We start from the raw sequence: 17,820 nt of genomic DNA, 5'->3' as shown, positions 1-17,820 counted from the left end.
CCAGGGCCGCTGTGGTGCGGGCGGCCCTGGAGGTCAGCGTGGCGCGTTGCTTCGTAGTCAGAACGGGAAGTTCTTGTAGTTGGACTTGTCCGCATCAACCCAGGCCTGGCCCTGGATGATGATGCCCTTGCCCGGCCCCTTGATGACGGTCATCTTCTCGTAACCCGTAACACCCAGATCCATGCCATCCTTGATTTCCTCGCCCTTGAGAACGAGATCGGAGACCTTGTTCATGACGTAGCCGGCATCCTTCGGGTCCCAGAAAAAAATCTGGTCGACAGCACCGCTTTCGAGATATGGACCGGTATCCTTCGGAAGCCCGAGACCGAACACGCAGGTCTTGTCCTGCAGTCCCGCTTCCTCCACGGCACGACCTATGCCGATCACATCGATAGCGGACGATCCCTGAAAGCCCTTGATATCCGGATATTTACGGAGGATTTCCTTGGCCTTTTCATAGGCCCGGTTGGCATCATTGAAGGATTCGTTCTTCTCTGCCACCAGTTCCATATCGGGATACTGCTTGGCGTTTTCGGCACCGGCATCGACCCATTGATTATGCGTGAGGCTGCCAAGCGATCCCACGAACGAGGTCCACTTGCCCGATTTGCCCATGCATTCGGCAAGTTTTTCATTGATACGCGCGCCGAATGCCTTGTTGTCGAAGGCTTCGATATCGACATCGGTATTCACGAGGCTGTCACCCTCATGGGTGATGACCTTGATGCCGCGCTGTGAAGCGCGGCGTAGCACGCCTTCAAGTGCAGAAGGGTCCATCGGCACAACGGCAATCGCCGAGACATTCTTGGCAACGAGGTCTTCGATGATGCGGGTCTGCTGCGCGGCATCAGCCTTTGCCGGGCCCACCTGGCTGGCGCTCACATTGGCATTGTCCTTGCCATAAGCATCAACCCCTTCGTTCATGCGGGTAAACCAGTTTTCACCAGTAACCTTGACTACCGTCACGATGGTCGGCTTGTCTGCCGCGAGTGCGGCGCCGGCCATGACTGTTCCCGCAAGCATCGTGCCCGCTATCAGTTTGGAAAACATGCTCATAAGACTCCTCCATTAATATAAGCAGATTGTTTTTTGGGTCCTCGGCTGGCGGCTTCATCCCGGAACCGCAGCCTTGTCGCTATTGTCTTCTGGGCCGCAGCCAGTAGCTGAAGTGCATGCGTGCCGATGCCAGAAGCGCCATCAGCAGAACACCCCAGGCAAGATCGCGGAAGAAATTCGAGATATTCATGAAATTGAACAGGCTTGAGAGTATCTGCAGAGCCGTAGCGGCCAGAAGCACACAGAGTATCTTCCCGCAGCCGCCCTCCGGCTTCACACCGCCCAAGACGGCAATCAGGATCGCAATCAGGACGTAAGACCCGCCATAATCCCACTTCACCGAAGAGTTGCGCGCAGCAATGATGATCCCCGCAACTGAAGCAAGAAGGCCGCACAGCGTATAGGTGATGAGAAGCATGCGCCTTTCATTGATACCGCCATAGCGAGCCGCCTTGGCATTGCTGCCAAGTAGCATCAGTTTCACGCCGAAAGGCGTGTATTTGAGCAGGAATGACAGCGCCAGAGCGATAGCGATAAACAGCGCAAAGCACATCGGAACGCCAAGAACGGGCATGTTGCCGAAATTATCGAGCGGCTCGATAAAGCCCATGCTGACGGCGGAGCCGTTGGTCAGGAACACGGCAATGCCGGTAAAAAGAAGCTGGGTTCCGAGCGTTGCGATCAATGGCGTCAGGCGCGCATAGGCAATCACGATCCCATTGATGACACCGCCGATCAACCCGACGACCAGCGCCAGACCGGCAAATACCCACGAGAAAAGCAGCGGTGCATCGGCAGCCGGAATATAATGGCGTGTCAGCAGAAACGCGACGATGCCGGAAAGATTTGCCAGCGCGATGCCCGAAAGATCGATACCGCCATTGCCTGAAATCATCGCCAGCATGACACCGAAGGCCAGCAGTCCCAATTCGGGAACCTGCGACGCCATCGATTGCAGGTTATAGCTGTCCATGAAATTTGAACCGGCCAGAAAGCCGCCCGCCGCCAGAACGGCGACATTGATCAACGCCAGAAACAGCGTCTGTCGATCTAGGCTGTTCGATGACACGTCCATCCTCCCGCTATCGAAGCATTTCTCGTTCTTCAAACCCTGCCGCCTCCTGACAGGTGATAGCTTGAAGACCGCCTCCACATTTTGACATTTGTCAGACAGTTCTGTCTCTTGTCAACACATTTCCCCTCAACACCGAAATCTTCTCAAAAACGGGAGATCCCTCAGCTGGAAGCGCAATCACGGGCCAGATCTACACTCAAAACCTGCCGATCCGTCTGATTACACTTAACCCATTGAATAGGAACGTTATTGTCGCCGCCCAGCTACCGTCAGGGCTGATGTTGCTTTTCCCCTTTTTGTCCTTCTTACATGAAAGGTTGACATTTGTCGATCATTTATCGAATATTGTCAAAACGACGGCGAGGCCGTTGAAACCGGCGGCAGAACAACTGCCGCCACCGGAGGAAATGCATTGGAACTTCTGCTGGATGTGGAGGGGCTGAAAAAGTCCTTTGGCGGCGTTGCCGCCTTGCGGAACGGACGCCTCCAGTTGCGGCCCGGCTCGGTGCATGCACTTTGCGGGGGCAACGGCGCGGGCAAATCCACCTTTCTGAAAATTTTGATGGGCATTCACGCCCGTGACGAAGGTCATATCCGGCGGCGCGGAAAAGAAGTCACATATTCCAGCCCTGCTGAAGCGTTGCAGGCGGGCATCGCCATAATCGAGCAGGAGCTGAGCCCCATCCCGCACATGACCGTGGCGGAAAACATCTATCTGGGCAGAGAACCGCTTCGTCGTTTCGGCGGCATCGACTTCAAAACGATGAACCGGAATGCCCAAAAACTTCTCGACCAACTCGAATTCAAAATTCGCGCCAATCAGTTCATGATGAATCTGTCCGTCGCCCAGATTCAACTGGTTGAGATCGCAAAAGCGCTCAGTCACGACGCCGAAGTCATTTTCATGGACGAACCGACGTCTGCCATTGGCGAAAAGGAAGCCCAGCAGCTTTTTGCCGCGATCGAACGGCTGAAAGCGTGCGGCAAAGGGGTCGTTTACGTCTCGCATCGCCTGTCGGAAATTTTTCAGATTGCCGACACCTATACCGTGTTTCGCGACGGCAGCTATATCGACAGCGGCGATCTCGGAGCTATCACGCGCGCAGAATTGATCCGTTTGATCATCGGACGGGAATTGGGTGACGAATACATCAAGACGAATGTCCCGACAGAAGTTCCAGGCCTCGAGGTCTTGGGCCTCAGCGCACCAGGCAAGATAACCGATATCTCCTTCACCGCGCACAAGGGTGAGATCTTCGGCATCTACGGATTGATGGGGTCGGGTCGTTCGGAAATATTCAACTGTCTTTTCGGACTGGATAAAGCCTCCCAAGGCGCAATCCGTCTGGAAGGTGAGACGATAAGCATCCGGCGTCCCTCGGATGCCATGGCGCTCGGGCTCGCCTTCGTGACGGAGGACCGAAAACTCACCGGACTCAATCTTGGCGACAGCGTTCGCAACAATATCTGCCTTGCCAGCCTGCCCGAGATGAGCCCGCATTTTGCAATGAACCGACGCGAGGAATCGTCAGCCAGCAGGGCAATGATCGAGCGTTTCAGGATCAAGGTCGCGCATGACACGATGGCGGTTTCCGGCCTTTCGGGTGGCAACCAGCAGAAGGTCGTACTTGGAAAATGGTTCCTGCGAAGCCCGCGCGTTCTGCTGCTTGATGAACCAACGCGCGGTGTCGATGTCGGCGCAAAACAGGAAATTTACCGCGTCATCTGCGAATTTGCCGCCGAAGGCGGAACTGTAGTCATGATCTCATCGGAGATCGATGAGGTTCTCGGCATGTCCGATCGCATCATGGTCATGCGCGGGGGACAATCGGTTGGCATTTATCGCAGGGCGGAAACGAACGCGCAGACGCTGGTGCATCTTTCGACATGAAGATTGACACGGAAGCACCGCGTATCGGTTGAGACCAAGGAGATAGAACAGTCGCCTGCATCAGCACTTGCGGCCGGTTCTGGAGAGGTAGAACAGTGTCCACCACAGAGAATAATTCACCAACCAGCTGGTTTGGCTCCGAACGTCGCAGGCTGGTCGTTCAGGAATATGGCATATTCATCGCCTTCCTGCTTCTGGCCACGATCCTCTCGTTCTCCAACGAGTATTTCCTGACAGCAGGCAATATTTCCAACGTTTTGCTGCAAACCTCCATCAACGGCATTCTCGCCATCGGCATGACCTTCGTCATTCTGACGCGTGGCATCGACCTCTCCGTTGGCTCTGTGGTCGCATTGGCCGGTATCGTCAGCGCCAGCCTTGCAACCACGTCGGCGACGGCAGGCATTGCGGGGGCTCCATATTCACCGTTCATAGCCATTCCCGTCGGCCTGCTCGTGGGCATCGGCTGTGGCGCGCTGGTCGGCACGATAGTCTCACGCTTCGCGGTTCCGGCATTCGTGGCCACGCTCGGCATGCTTTCCGCAGCGCGCGGCCTGACCTTGATCTACGGCGGCGGCAAGCCGGTACCCGCCCTTGTCCCGGATTTTCGCTGGATTGGAACCGGCAACATTCTCGGCGTTCCGGTTCCTGTCATTCTGCTCGCGATCGTGTTTCTGGTATCATGGTGGATTCTGAATCGCTCGCGGTTCGGCCGCTATATCTACGCTGTTGGCGGCAATCCCCACGCCGCGAATACTTCTGGCATCAACATATCACGGGTGCGCTTTTCTGTTTACGTCATCTCCGGCGGGCTGGCCGGCCTTGCAGGCATGGTCCTGTCGGCCCGCACCGGATCGGCGCTGCCGCAAGCGGGTATCAGCTATGAACTCGATGCCATCGCAGCGGTCGTCATTGGCGGCACCAGCCTGTCGGGCGGCGTCGGGCGCATCACGGGAACACTCATCGGCGCGCTCATCATCGGTGTCATGAACAACGGTCTCGATCTGATGGGTATCCAGTCCTACTACCAGCAGGTTTTGAAGGGAGCACTCATCGTAGGCGCGGTCATGCTTGATCAGAAACGCAACCAGGGCGCCTAGAGCAGGCCTCCCGAAAGCAGGAAACGGTTTCGGGGTAAGGACATGCGCAAAAGCAAACGGAAGGGCATTTCTTCCGATTCAATTCAAACGGGAAATTGCCTAGCCGCACCGCCCCCATTTTCAAGAACGGCATACTGATCGGTATGCCAAATCAACAAGGAGGAGATTGCAATGAAAAAACTGTTGATCGCGCTCGCTGCGGCGTCCGCACTAATCGTTACGCCATCACTGGCACAAGACAAGAAGCTCAAGATCGGCGCGGCGCCTTACGGATTGAATGCCGAGTTCATGCAGGTCTGGTCGGAAGCCCTGAAAAAGCATCCGGCGGTCAAGAACGGCGAGGTTGACCTGACTATATTCGACGGGCGTTATGATGCGCTGGTCCAGCAGGAACAGTTCAATACGATGATTACGCAGAAGTTCGACGCGATCATCTTCGTGCCTATTGATATCGAGGCAGGTGCTACCGCCGTTCAGGCCGCCAGCGACGCAGGCATCCCGGTTGTAGGTTCGAACACACGCGTCAACTCCGATTTGCTCGCGGCCTATGTCGGCTCCGACGATACGGTGTCGGGCTATATGGAAGCCAAGGACGTGCTCGACAAGATCGGCTGCAAGGGAAATGTCGTCATCCTTGAAGGACCAATCGGCCAATCCGCACAGATTTCCCGTCTGGAAGGCAACAAGAAAGCGCTGGCCGAATGCCCGGACGTGAATGTTCTTGAAGACCAGACTGCGAATTGGTCTCGCGCTGAAGCGCAGACCCTTATGGAGAATTGGCTGACCGCACATCCCGGTCAGATCAAGGGCGTGATCGGCCAGAATGACGAAATGGCGCTCGGAGCGATCGAGGCGATCAAGGCCGCCAACCTCAAGGTGAGTGATTTCGCAATCGCCGGCATCGACGGTATTACCGATGCACTGCATGCGGTCAAGGAAGGCACGATGACTTCCATTCTGCAGGATGCAAATGCGCAGGCACAAGGCGCTCTCGACCTTGCGATCTTCCACGCCAAGAAGGGCGAGTACAAGCCTCAATCCGATATCTGGGCGCAGTATCCGGATATGCCGTTTAACGACGGCAAGAACAAGAACTACAATGTTCCATGGACGCCCGTGACCGCTCAAAACGTCGACAAGCTCCTGGAAAGCCGCAAGTAACGCTGCCTGGGCGGCCCCGCCACTTATCGTGAAAGTCATGATAGGGATGCCGGGCCGCCAGGCTCACAAACCAGACTCCCGAGGCACAAAATGTCCGATCAAGCTCCCCAAATTGACCTGAACTTCCCGCTTTCCGGAAAAATTGCAATCGTGACCGGAGGCGCTTCCGGGATCGGTGCTGCAATATCCAGAGCTTTCATCGCCAAAGGCGCCAAAGTCGCAGTGCTCGATATCAGCGCTGATATTGCGAAAGCCAAAGCCGCGGAACTCGGCGAAAACGCAAAGCCGTTCGTTTGCGATGTTTCGAGCCAGCAGTCGGTCAATGACGCAATCGCAGCGGTCAATGATGAGTTCGGCACAATCGACATTGCGGTCAATAGCGCAGGTGTCGTCTATCTGGCTCCCGCAGAAGAAATTTCGCTCGATGAATGGGATAAGACCATCTCCAATAATCTGAAAGGAAGTTTCCTCGTTACTCAGGCGGTCGGTCGCGCCATGATCGCTGCGGGCAAGGGCGGCAAGATCATCAATCTCGCCTCTCAGGCAGGCACAGTCGCTATTGAAGAACACGTCGCCTACTGCGCGTCGAAGTTCGGCGTCATCGGCATGTCGAAGACCTTCGCAGCCGAATGGGGCAAGCATGGAATATGCGTCAACACACTTTCACCGACCATCGTGCTCACGGAACTCGGCAAGAAGGCCTGGGCCGGTGAAAAGGGCGAGGCCGCAAAGAAGCGTATCCCCGCAGGGCGTTTTGCCTATCCAGAAGAGATTGCCGCAGCAGCCGTATTCCTCGCATCTGCAGGAGCCGACATGATTACTGGTGCCGATCTCCTGATCGACGGCGGCTATACCATTCTTTGAGCCCAGCGCTCATTCATCTTACAGGAGATATCATGCAGCGCTTCATCAACAATCCGGACGAAGTCGTGGAAGATACCGTGAAGGGTTTTGTCAAAGCTCATTCCGACATCGTCCGGCTCGCGGAAAACCCGCGTGTCATTGCTGCGAAAGATGCCCCCGTCGCCGGCAAGGTCGGTGTCGTTACAGGTGGCGGTTCCGGTCATGAGCCCGCTTTCATCGGTTACACGGGGAAGAACATGCTTGATGCGGTAGCGGTGGGGGAACTGTTTTCCTCGCCAACCGCCAAGAGTTTTCACGATGCCATACGCGAAGCAGACGGCGGCAAGGGCGTTGTCGTCCTTTATGGCAACTACGCGGGCGACAACATGAATGTGAAGATGGCGACCAAGTTGGCCGCCAAGGACGGCATCGAAGTTGCGACAGTCGTCGCGAACGACGATGTCTGTTCAGCCCCTGCCGACGAACGCGAAAAGCGGCGCGGCGTTGCCGGCGAGATTTTCATGTGGAAGGTTGGCGGCGCAAAAGCGGCAACTGGAGCCGCGCTGGAGGAGGTTCGCGCCACAGCGCAGAAGGCCATCGATAACTGCCGTTCGATCGGTGTGGGGCTCGGTCCATGCACGCTGCGTGCCGTCGGTCATCCGAATTTCGAGATCGCGCCGGGAACGATGGAAGTCGGGATCGGGCATCACGGCGAGCCTGGGGTGCGGGTGGAGCCGCTCAAGCCCGCAGCCGAAGTCGCAAAAGATATGTGCCAGATCGTGCTCGATGACCACGAACTTGCTGAAGGCACCGAAGTGGCCGTGCTTATTTCGGGTCTGGGCGCAACGCCGCTGAACGAGCTTTATATCCTCAACGACACGATTGAATCCGAGATCCGGGCACGCGGACTGACAATCCATCGCACTTATATCGGCAATTATTTCACTTCGCTTGAAATGGTCGGCGCAACGCTGACGATCATGGCGCTGGACAACGAACTGAAAGAACTGCTCGACGTGGAAGTGCGCTGCACCACCATTCTGTAAGGAAGAGACCTGTGCAAACACTCAATAACGCAAAAGCCGGAGACATCGTGCTGGCAATGGCCGACCGGATTGTCGAGAACCGCGCCTATCTCAGCGAGATCGACGGCAAGATCGGTGATGGCGATCACGGCGTCAACATGGCCAAGGGGTTCAACATGGCCGCCGAACGACTGAAGGGGAAGAACGAGACACTGGCCGCTTCTCTCGATACGCTTGGCACAGTGCTCATGACCGAGATCGGCGGCTCGATGGGGCCGCTTTACGGCGTGATGTTCACCGAATTTGCGGAAAAAATAGACGGGATCGAGAATATCGATGCGGCTGCGTTCAGCCGCATGCTTCACGCCGGGCTTGAAGGTATCCAGTCAATCGGCTCTGCAAAGGTCGGTGACAAGACATTGCTGGACACGCTCGTGCCTGCCATCGAAGCTTTCGATGAAGCCACCGCTGCCGGAAAGTCATTTGCCGAGGCCCTCGAAGCTCTCGTCTTAGCCGCTGAGAAAGGCCGGGATTCGACGATCGATCTGGTGGCGAAGATCGGTCGCGCCAGCCGTCTTGGCGAAAGGTCGCTGGGTGTTCTGGATGCCGGAGCGACATCCTGCGCCATTATCCTCAAGGAACTTTCCGACGGCGCACGGGTGCGGTTCCAGTAGGGATTACCGACGATCAGCAGGCCCGGTGTAAAGCCAGGAACCGGGCCTGCTGTTTCCGCGCATTCTAAAAAACTCCAAGCAAAACCGTTGTATTGCCAGGCAACCCGACGATAGAGCAGTCCGGTTAAGACAGGTTCAGCAGAACCGCTCAATCTTCTGTTTTTACGCATTATCCAACACAAAACCGCTTCGCACTTTTGTTGGATATGTTTAGAAGGAAACAAGAGGTTCAGTGCAGAGAACATGGCGCCAAACGGAAAAACAACCGCAAGCAAGATTGGACAGGTGGAACCGACCCACGGCATTCCGCTGCGCTATGGTGACGATCCGTACGTTTGGGCGTGCTGGCTCTATTATGAAGATGGGCGCACGCAGGGTGAAATCGCTGAAATCATGGGGATTTCGCGGGCTACCGTGAACAGCTATCTGGCGGATGCCCGTAGCCGTGGCATCGTCAACATCTCGATCGAACCCGCGCGCCTCGGTTCCCTTGCAATCGCGCAGGAACTCAAGCGCCATTTCGGATTGAACGACTGTCTGGTAGTGCCAAATGATGACGGCGCGCAGGCGCTTATCGACCGGCTTGGAACCGCAGCTGCGCAAGCAATCGCCAAGCTTCTAAAATCCGGGGATACGCTCGCTGTCGCCTGGGGGCGGACGGTCCTCGCTATCGCTGAGAACACCCGCATAGCCAATCTGCAGGATGTGACCGTCGTTCAGGCTACCGGTGGAACACGCGCCAGTTTCGCTTACACCCCCGAATTATGCGCGGCAGCCATGGCACGGGCGACAAATGCGCATCTCGTCAACATCACAGCGCCAGCTATCGTATCCAGTGCTCACGTCAAGGCAGCAATAGTCGGAGAACCGATTATTGCGGAGCAGTTCCAGGCATTGGACCACGCGAACAAGGCGTTGTTCGGTATTTCTTCGCTCCGACCGAATTCCACGATTCATACCAGCGGCTTTTTCGAGAACGTCTCCATACAGGAATATCTGGCCAAGAATGCCGTCGGCGTCGTCGCCGGGCGCTTCATCGATTCTCATGGACAGCCTGTATCAGGCCCGCTTGACGACAGGACCATCGGTATTACGCTCGACAGGTTGCGCAACATCGACATGCGCATCGCAGTTGCAGGTGGTTTCGACAAAGTACCTGCAATTCTCGCCGCCTTGCGGGGCGGTTATATCAACATTCTGATTACCGATGCCGCGACAGGACGCGGTATCCTCAACGCGGATGGCGTGACTGAAATCGACAGCAAGCTTTCGCAGAAGCTGCGTGCGGAGCCGGCCCACGTGTCCAGCCATTACCGCACGCATATCAAGAAGTTTCTGAACAGTCCCGACGATGTCGTGGAGGAAATGCTTGATGGCGCCACCAGAGCGCACCGGTCCTATCTCGCTCCTATCAACGGATCGAAACGCGCGCTCGTCGCACGGACCGGGCCCCGACAGGGAAAAGTAGGACTGGTGATTGGCGGCGGGTCCGGGCATGAACCGTGTTTTCTGGGCTATGTCGGAAAAGGGCTTGCCGATGCGGTAGCCATCGGGAATGTCTTTTCCTCGCCTCCCCCTGCCCCAATTCTCGAATGCGCCAAGGCCGCCTCCGGCGGAGAAGGCGTCCTCTTCGTCTATGGCAACTATGTCGGGGATGTCATGAATTTCGAGATGGCGGCCGAAATGGCGCAGGAAGCTGGCATTCCCACACGGACCGTTCTGACAACAGACGATATATCGTCGTCCCCAGTGGAGGATCGCGACGGTCGGCGCGGCGTAGCGGGAAATTTCTTCATCTTCAAGGCAGCCGGTGCAGCGTGTGACCGCGGCATGTCGCTCGAGGCATGCGAAGCGGTGACGCGCAAGGCCAACCGAAGAACCTTTACGATGGGCGTTGCGCTGGAGCCCTGTTCCCTGCCCCAGACACGGCGCCACAATTTCGAAATCGGCGCTGAAGAAATGGAGATCGGCGTGGGTATTCACGGCGAACGTGGCGTTGTTCGCGAGAAAATGATGTCCGCCGATGCCATTGTCGATCACATCATGGACCGGATTTTCAGTGAGATGAATGCATCGCCGGGAGATCGGGTGGCGGTACTGGTAAATTCGTTCGGCTCAACGCCGCTGATGGAACTCTACATTTTGTTCCGACGCGTCGAACAACGGCTGAGCGCCAAGCAAATAACAATCGAAGCCAATTGGGTAGGCCACTACTGCACATCGCTGGACATGAACGGAGCATCTATATCCGTCATGCACCTCGATCAGGAATTGTCCGATCTCTTGTCGCATCCTTGCGATACGGCTTTTCTGCGGGTCAACTGATTAAAGCCGCTTTCGGCGGTTACATGAATTCCAGATTGTCTGGGAGGTACAAATGCAGGAAACTGCAGCGCGTCGTCTAAGCCGAATGTTCCAGCTCATTGCCTTTTCGATGAAGGAGGAAAAAGAACGACTTTCCGATCTCGACGGAGCAATTGGCGATGCGGATCACGGCATCACCATGGTGCTGGGCTTTTCAGCCATCAACAGCGCGCTTGCCAAGTTGGATTTGGAGCACATACTCCCTTCCGAGATTTTCGCCGCAGCTGCAGCCGCTTTTCTCGACACCGTGGGCGCTTCCACCGGTCCCCTCTATGCGACGGCATTTCGCCACGCTTCCAAGGCCCTTAAACCGCGCGAAAGCCTCGACGCCGAGGACCAGGCCGGCATCGTCGAGGCGATCACACGAGGCATTCAGGAACGCGGAAAGGGACAACGTGGCGATAAAACCATGCTGGATGCATGGATACCGGCGATGGAAACGGCTGTTGACGCGCGAACGCACGGCTTGAGCAGCCTGGAAATGTGGAACAGAATTCTCGAAGCAGCTGAAAAGGGTGCGGATTCAACCCGTTCTATGGTGGCCGCACGGGGCCGCGCTGCTCGTTTGGGTGAGCGCTCGCTTGGTCATGTCGATCCCGGTGCTGCTTCTGCGGTCATCATCCTGCGCTCCATGCGGGACAGCTTCTACGAAACCGTTTAAAGCCGATTTCGACTTATTCAGTCACTGGTGGTTTACACCCACGACTCAGCGAGCCCATTGGGAAATGGCATTCTCGCCACGCGGATAATACAAGCCAACTATCTTTCCCGGAGTGCTTCCCGCGCTCTGTTGAAAGGCTTGATGAGGTAATCCATAACAGTCTTGCTGCCGGTATGAATGTCAACGGTAGCGACCATGCCGGGGACGATTGGAAAACGCTCGCCAGTTTTGTTGAAAAGTGCGTCTGTTTCGGTCTTTATGAAGACACGATAGTAGAACTCTTCCGGTTTGACCTCGTCCTGAATTGTATCCGGTGAAATACTGACGACCTTTCCCTTCAAGCTGCCATATATCGCATAGTCATACGCGGTGACCTTGACCGTTGCTGGCTGGTCGGGATGGATATAGGCAATGTCGCGCGGGGAGATGCGAGCCTCGATGAGAAGCTGTTCATCCAGCGGGACGATAATCATCAGCTTGCCGTTGGGAGGAACCACACCGCCTATCGTCGAAACTTCAATGTTCTTCACGATGCCGCGCACTGGAGAGCGCAGGGTCAGCCGCGCAAGCGAGTCCGCCCGGCCCCTTATCACCGAAGAAAGCGATTCCACGTCCGCATTGGCTTTCGCGAGTTCCTCACGTGCCTTGACAATATAGTCCGATTGGATCTCGGTTTCCTTGAGTTGAAGCTCGACAAGCTGCCGCTTCAGCCGGATGACTTCCACATTGCTGGCAGCGCCCATCTTTGTCAGCGACTGGCTGATGGCGAGTTCGTCCTGCGCCAGTTTCTTAGACTCCGCAAGCCAATCGAGCGACTCCTTGAGGCTGCGTTTGCGCGCTTCATATAACTTGGTCTCTGATGCCTGAAGCGAAGGAAATGCATCCAGTTCGTCAGGAAATTCCAGATCGCTCCCATTGACTTCCGCCGTCAGACGAGCGGAACTGGCCAGCGCAGCACGGTATTTGGCGGAACTTTCCTGTACCGTTGCCTCAGTGACCGTTGGATCGAGCTGAGCCAGTATCTTGCCTGGTTCGACGACATCGTCCTGACGAACATAAAGCTTCGCTAGAACCCCGCCCTCCAAGGACTGGATCACCTGCTCCTGGGACGTTGGAACTACCTTGCCGGTGCCAGTCGACACTTCATCGAGCAAAGCCAGATAAGCCCAGATCAGCAGAACCGCGAAGAACAGGAATACAAGCCGGACAAAACGCTTCGAACGTTTCAGCCGTGCACCGTCGACACTCCCGTTCACCCAATCGCCGAAATCTTCGCCAAGGGCTGCCATATCGCCATTCTCCCAACCAGAGCCAGTTCCTATGTTCTGGCCGATGCTGCAGGGGCCGTTCTCGGGGCTTCGACCTTGCTTACGCCGAGCAGGGCCTGCAGCCCACGTTCTTTGGTATCGTTCAGTGCTATCTGTCCGTTTTCGACGACGATAAGCCGTTCAACCAGTTCCAGCACCCGCGTGCGATGTGTCGCGAGGACCACGGTGCGCCCTGCGCTCCACTTTGCGAATTGCTGGATGAAATGGCGCTCGGTCGCCTCATCCATCGTGGATGTCGGTTCATCGAGCAGCACCACCGACGGGTCCCGTATCAGCAGCCGCGCCAGCAATATGGCCTGCTTCTGGCCCCCGGAAAGACCGCTTCCCCCTTCCTGAACAAGATATTCGAGGCCTTGCGGAAGTTTGCGGATAAAGCCATCGGCTCCGACCATGGCAAGAACGCGCCGGATCTCATCGTCCGAAGCGTCAGGCGCACCCATCGTGATATTGTCGCGCAATGTGCCGAAGAACAGGCGCGAATTCTGTGTCAGAAGACCGATGTCGCGCCGGACGTCCGCCGGATCGATCTGCGGCAAGGAGAGATCGTCCAGCAGAACCTCACCGTCACTTGCGTCCATAAGCCCCGACAGGGCGAGCAGGAGCGTGGATTTACCTGCACCGTTTCGTCCGAGAACAGCAACCCGCTCACCGTGTTCGATCTTAAGGTCGCGCACCAGCAGCGCTGGAGGCGAGCTTTCATCACCATAACGGAAGAGCGCGTTCTTCAGGAGATAGGAACCCTTGATATGCGGGCAGTGAATCCGGGTTTCGCTGTCGGGATGGTCGACCGGCATCTGCATAAGACGGTCCAGTCCTTGTTTTGCGATCCTCGCATGCTGCAAACGCCCGGCGATCTGCGTAAATTGCGCCATCGGCGCCAGCATACGCGAACCGAGAATGGATGCGCCGACAAGTGCGCCGGTGGTTATGTCACCACTGATGACCATGGGCGCACCGATAAATACCGTCAACGCGTAAACGCCCGTCTGCACATTCTGGGTCCATACGCTCAATCCGTTTGTAACGGAACGAAGCCTGATCTGCGCCTCGCCGGTAACAGCATTGAAATGGTTCCACTGCTGTTGGAAGCGATCCTCCGCCTGCAGGCTTTTGATGTCTTCTATGCCCTGTACTGTTTCCACCAGCATGGCGTTTCGTAATGATGACTCGCGCATGGCCTCATTGGCGTGCCGGCGGAGACGCCTTTGCAGAAAGACACCGGGCAAGATCAAGGCTGCGATCGCGGCCAGCGGGATAAAGACCAACGGCCCCGCCAGCCACCAGAACAGCACGAGAAACAGAAGGAAAAACGGCAGGTCCGCAATTGCTGCAACGGTCGTTGAGGTCAACAATTCGCGCACTTGTTCAATATCGCGCAACTGCGCGATGAAAGAACCTGTAGAAGTCGGTCGGGCCCGGTTACGCACCCGGAGCGCGTGACCGAACACGACATCTGACATTTGCAGGTCGGTACGCTTTCCGAGCATATCAATGATGCCCATTCGTGCGCGACGCATCATGAAATCGAAGCAAATCGCCAGCACGACGCCGCTGAACAGAACATAGAGCGTATTGAACGACTGCGCAGGGATGACACGGTCATAGACCTGCATCGAAAAAATGATACCCGTCAGCCCAAGCACATTGGCGATAAATGAAGCGACCAGCACATGGCTATAGGACCCAAGATCATGAAAGACGATCCGCCTTAGCCAGTTTTCCTCGAAAGGCTTGATATAGGCATCGACGCGCGCATCAGGAACAGTCCGGGCCGGGCGAGCCAGCAGAACATGACGGGTTTGGACGACAAGAGCATCAAGGGGAAATGCATGTTCCAGCCCCTGTTCGCCGCTCAGCCAGACCCCAGCTTCCCTATCCGTTGAAATCTTGTGAACAACCGCCAATTGCCCATCCGTCAATTCAAGAATGAAAGGCACATGCCAGTTGGAAAGATTGATATTTTGTGGGTCGACCAGCTTGATACCCAGCCCCATGCGGCGGGCCATCGCATGAAGCTTCATCTCGTCAGTTGAATTGGGGTCTATGGAAGCGGCGGCGAGTTTTACACCCTGAACAGAAAGCGGAAGTCGGTAATATTGTGCAACAAGCCGCAAGGCTTCCAGCCAGCGTTCCTGGCAAAACCTCGGCTCCTGTACGTCTTCTTCTGGCTCAAAGCTCAAGACTGATCCCATTTCGGGAGAGATTTCGCCATGTTTCATTGGCTGACCGTGCCTCCTCGCACCATCGCGGGATTGATGCCGAACTCGCGGCGTATCTTACCGGAATTATAAAGGCAGCTGATATTGAGCCGCCGCAGATCATGGACGGTATTGGCGATCTGAAACCGCGATTCATGTAATTCCTGCTCGGCATTGAGCAGGTCCAGAAGCGTTCGGGTCCCCAGTTCCAGATATTGTTCGCGGTAAAGATCGCGCGTCTTGACCATCATGTTCGCACGCGATTCCAGCGATCCCATCAACCGGCCCAACGTACCAATCTGGCTTCTCGCCTCCATGAGATTGCGCTCGATATCGTAGCGGGCGGTACTGATGGCTGCTTCTGCCGACTGGAGTGCATAGGCCGCAGCTCTTTTACGGGCTGTCGTCTGGCCGCCATTGTAGAGGTTCGACGAAACATTCAGGCCTACGGAATATTCCGGCTGGCGATCATTGCTTCGTGTATCGTCCCTCGACGCGTTGAGATCGTATCCGGTCATCGCCTCAAGGGATACGGTTGGGAGAGCTTCAGCCCGGCTGGCGGCCAGTTGCGCCTCAGCCTCCTCCTTCTCCGCCTTGGCCTGCAGCATTGCAGGCACTTCTTCCCAGTCCGGGGTTGCAGCATCGCAGGCCTTGCCCAGCCAGCCGGGCTCACCAGAAACGGGGTTTGGCGAACCGCCGCCGATCAGCGCTCCGAGAGCCACCTGCCAGCGGTTCAATTCGGACTGGTATTGCAACTGGGTAGCCAGCGCGGACTCTACACGCGCATCGGCTTGTACCTTGTCGGACATGGTGCTCGCCCCCTTGTCCGTGCGTTGGTTGACGAGGCCCGCGATGACTTTAACCCCTGCCACCTGTTCCTGGGCCAGCGCCGAAAGCCTTCTGTAGCGCTGCACCTCGACAACGGCATTGGCAGTGTCGCGCGATAGATCATCGATAGCGAGAAGAAGGCGAGCATTGCTGATATCCTTTACGGCCCGTTCAATGTCGACCGAACTGGAAACCTTGCCGAAATCGTAAAGCATCTGCGACGCCGAGACATTGAAATTCGGCCGCCAGCCTTCCCTATTGCTGCTCTGATAACCGGAAGCGACGCCCGCATTGAGCTTGGGATAGTACCCTGCCTGCGCAGCCCGAATGCGTTCGTCGGCCTGATAAATCCGGCCTGTCGCTTCGTCGACGGCTGGATGCCAGCCGACGGCACGCCGAACGGCAGTTTCCATTGTTAGGGACCCCGCTGAAGCCTGTATCGCGGGCGCGGGATTTCGAGCAGGATTGCCCCCGTCAGCAACAGGGTTTGGGGGAACGGAACCCGTTGTTGACGGGGGCCGGGGAGCCTCCGCTTTCCTTGTTGGCTGGGCAGAAAGCTGGTCTCCCGGAGCCGGGTCAATTGTAGTGGTCTGGCACGCCGCCAGAAGGCATGAACTGAGCAATATGGTTGGCAAATGATTTAAGACCGGGGCTTTATGCATCTAATATCCGTTATAACCGGCCGAAGCCTGAAAATTTTCGGATGAAACCCTGCCGCCGACCAGCCGGCGGCAGGGAAGATCGATCAAACCATATGTGCAGAGTGGGGTGGGTCCTCCTGTCTCAGCGGATCGGGTGTCAGATAAGCCAACGGATCGATCACCGTGCTGCCCTCATCTACCGTTATCAGATCGGTATCTGTGCTGCTTACCGCCGCATCGGCAGAGCTGCCTCCGCCCGTTTCGCTATCGCTGGAAGGCAGAACGATCTCACCGCCGCCGTCGTCAAGGAGGAGAGCCTCTGACAGATTATGCTGCGCCGGTTCTGGCGAGCTGTCCGAAGCATCCGATCCGGCGAGACCGCCAAGCGCCACGACATCGCCTGATGTGTCCGCCGAGAAACTCTCTGCCGATACCGGATCAGCCGTCTCCGTTGTAAACGTTACGGCCGCGCCGTCATGAAGCTGGACAACCAGTTCCGCCGTCGTTTCATAACCGCCCGGAAGCACGATCTTGTAGGTGAAGCTGTCCGTCCCTTCGCGGTCGGCATAGGCCAACGTGTCCAGCGGCTCATACTTGTATGTACCATTGCTATAGACGGTCAGGTCACCATGGACACCATGGATGACAGTGCCCGCTGCGCTTGCGTCAACAAAAGTACCGCCGTCTGAAACTACGACCCGCGAGCCTTCAGGGACGACACCATCATTGGCGACCAAGCTGCCGCTGATTGACGGATCACCAGAGATCACATGCTGATCCAGATGGGTGACGTTCACGTCAGTCGTGACAGAGATTGCCGCAAGGGCGCCCGAAAGCGTCGTATGAACCTGGCCTGCCCCCACGAGGTGATCCGTTTGGAATGTTAGTGCATGATCGGTCTGCTTGCCACTGCTGGTGTTGACGCTGGCCCATTTTGTGGAGGCCAGACGGCTGCTTCGGGTGCCGGTGGTTTGT

14 protein-coding genes are annotated in these 17,820 nt (G+C 56.6%); 8 read left to right on the top strand and 6 right to left on the bottom strand.

The genetic code is table 11. The features are described 5' to 3' along the window. Positions 1-57 precede the first annotated feature (57 nt). Together ABWW28_RS24670 and ABWW28_RS24665 are read right to left on the bottom strand one after the other, a co-directional pair. Positions 58-1,056: an autoinducer 2 ABC transporter substrate-binding protein gene (locus ABWW28_RS24670; RefSeq protein ID WP_176588542.1), complete on the bottom strand. Its 999-nt coding sequence runs from the start codon at positions 1,054-1,056 to the stop codon at positions 58-60. A gap of 79 nt (positions 1,057-1,135) precedes the next feature. Continuing rightward, positions 1,136-2,125 (bottom strand): ABC transporter permease, encoded by a 990-nt coding sequence (locus tag ABWW28_RS24665; protein WP_006471931.1) that lies wholly within the window; start codon positions 2,123-2,125, stop codon positions 1,136-1,138. A 418-nt stretch (positions 2,126-2,543) separates the two neighbouring features. On the opposite strand from ABWW28_RS24665, the gene ABWW28_RS24660 reads away from it, so the two are divergent. The 8 genes from ABWW28_RS24660 (at position 2,544) to dhaL (ABWW28_RS24625) (ending at position 11,850) form a co-directional block, all read left to right on the top strand. Continuing rightward, a complete protein-coding gene (locus ABWW28_RS24660) occupies positions 2,544-4,022 on the top strand; it encodes a sugar ABC transporter ATP-binding protein (RefSeq protein ID WP_176588543.1) in 1,479 nt (492 codons plus the stop codon). Positions 4,023-4,117: 95 nt separating this feature from the next. Continuing rightward, positions 4,118-5,122: an ABC transporter permease gene (locus ABWW28_RS24655; protein ID WP_006469738.1), complete on the top strand. Its 1,005-nt coding sequence runs from the start codon at positions 4,118-4,120 to the stop codon at positions 5,120-5,122. Positions 5,123-5,293: 171 nt separating this feature from the next. Continuing rightward, complete coding sequence (locus ABWW28_RS24650; RefSeq protein WP_006469737.1) at positions 5,294-6,283, top strand: substrate-binding domain-containing protein; 990 nt, start codon at positions 5,294-5,296, stop codon at positions 6,281-6,283. A 90-nt stretch (positions 6,284-6,373) separates the two neighbouring features. Then, entirely contained in the window at positions 6,374-7,147 is a 774-nt protein-coding gene (locus tag ABWW28_RS24645; RefSeq protein ID WP_006469736.1) for an SDR family oxidoreductase, read from the top strand. Positions 7,148-7,179: 32 nt separating this feature from the next. Then, positions 7,180-8,172 (top strand): dihydroxyacetone kinase subunit DhaK, encoded by a 993-nt coding sequence (locus ABWW28_RS24640; RefSeq protein WP_353392619.1) that lies wholly within the window; start codon positions 7,180-7,182, stop codon positions 8,170-8,172. Between the two features lie 11 nt (positions 8,173-8,183). Beyond that, the gene (gene dhaL / locus ABWW28_RS24635; RefSeq protein WP_006469734.1) at positions 8,184-8,825 is read left to right on the top strand and encodes a dihydroxyacetone kinase subunit DhaL; all 642 of its coding nucleotides are present in this window, start codon (positions 8,184-8,186) and stop codon (positions 8,823-8,825) included. A 243-nt stretch (positions 8,826-9,068) separates the two neighbouring features. Beyond that, positions 9,069-11,150: a bifunctional sugar-binding transcriptional regulator/dihydroxyacetone kinase subunit DhaK gene (locus ABWW28_RS24630; RefSeq protein ID WP_006469733.1), complete on the top strand. Its 2,082-nt coding sequence runs from the start codon at positions 9,069-9,071 to the stop codon at positions 11,148-11,150. Between the two features lie 52 nt (positions 11,151-11,202). Continuing rightward, the gene (gene dhaL, locus ABWW28_RS24625) at positions 11,203-11,850 is read left to right on the top strand and encodes a dihydroxyacetone kinase subunit DhaL (protein ID WP_006469732.1); all 648 of its coding nucleotides are present in this window, start codon (positions 11,203-11,205) and stop codon (positions 11,848-11,850) included. Between the two features lie 98 nt (positions 11,851-11,948). Here the strand turns inward: dhaL (ABWW28_RS24625) and ABWW28_RS24620 are convergent, their stop codons facing one another. From ABWW28_RS24620 to ABWW28_RS24605, 4 genes are all read right to left on the bottom strand, one after another. Then, positions 11,949-13,139: a beta-barrel domain-containing protein gene (locus tag ABWW28_RS24620; protein WP_006469731.1), complete on the bottom strand. Its 1,191-nt coding sequence runs from the start codon at positions 13,137-13,139 to the stop codon at positions 11,949-11,951. Between the two features lie 29 nt (positions 13,140-13,168). Further along, a complete protein-coding gene (locus ABWW28_RS24615; protein WP_006469730.1) occupies positions 13,169-15,397 on the bottom strand; it encodes a type I secretion system permease/ATPase in 2,229 nt (742 codons plus the stop codon). Beyond that, positions 15,394-16,617, bottom strand: coding sequence for a TolC family outer membrane protein (locus tag ABWW28_RS24610; RefSeq protein ID WP_006471933.1), 1,224 nt, complete (start codon positions 16,615-16,617; stop codon positions 15,394-15,396). The genes ABWW28_RS24615 and ABWW28_RS24610 overlap by 4 nt, the downstream gene beginning before the upstream one ends. 332 nt (positions 16,618-16,949) lie before the next feature. Continuing rightward, positions 16,950-17,820, bottom strand: an 871-nt coding sequence (locus tag ABWW28_RS24605; RefSeq protein ID WP_353392615.1) for a hypothetical protein, incomplete at its 5' end; no start/stop codon positions are given.

This window comes from Brucella sp. NBRC 14130 (assembly GCF_040371715.1).
GTDB classification, from domain to species: Bacteria; Pseudomonadota; Alphaproteobacteria; order Rhizobiales; family Rhizobiaceae; genus Brucella; species Brucella intermedia.
Note: the sequence above shows the minus strand (reverse complement) of the source record. Positions and strands in the feature narration are given on the sequence as shown.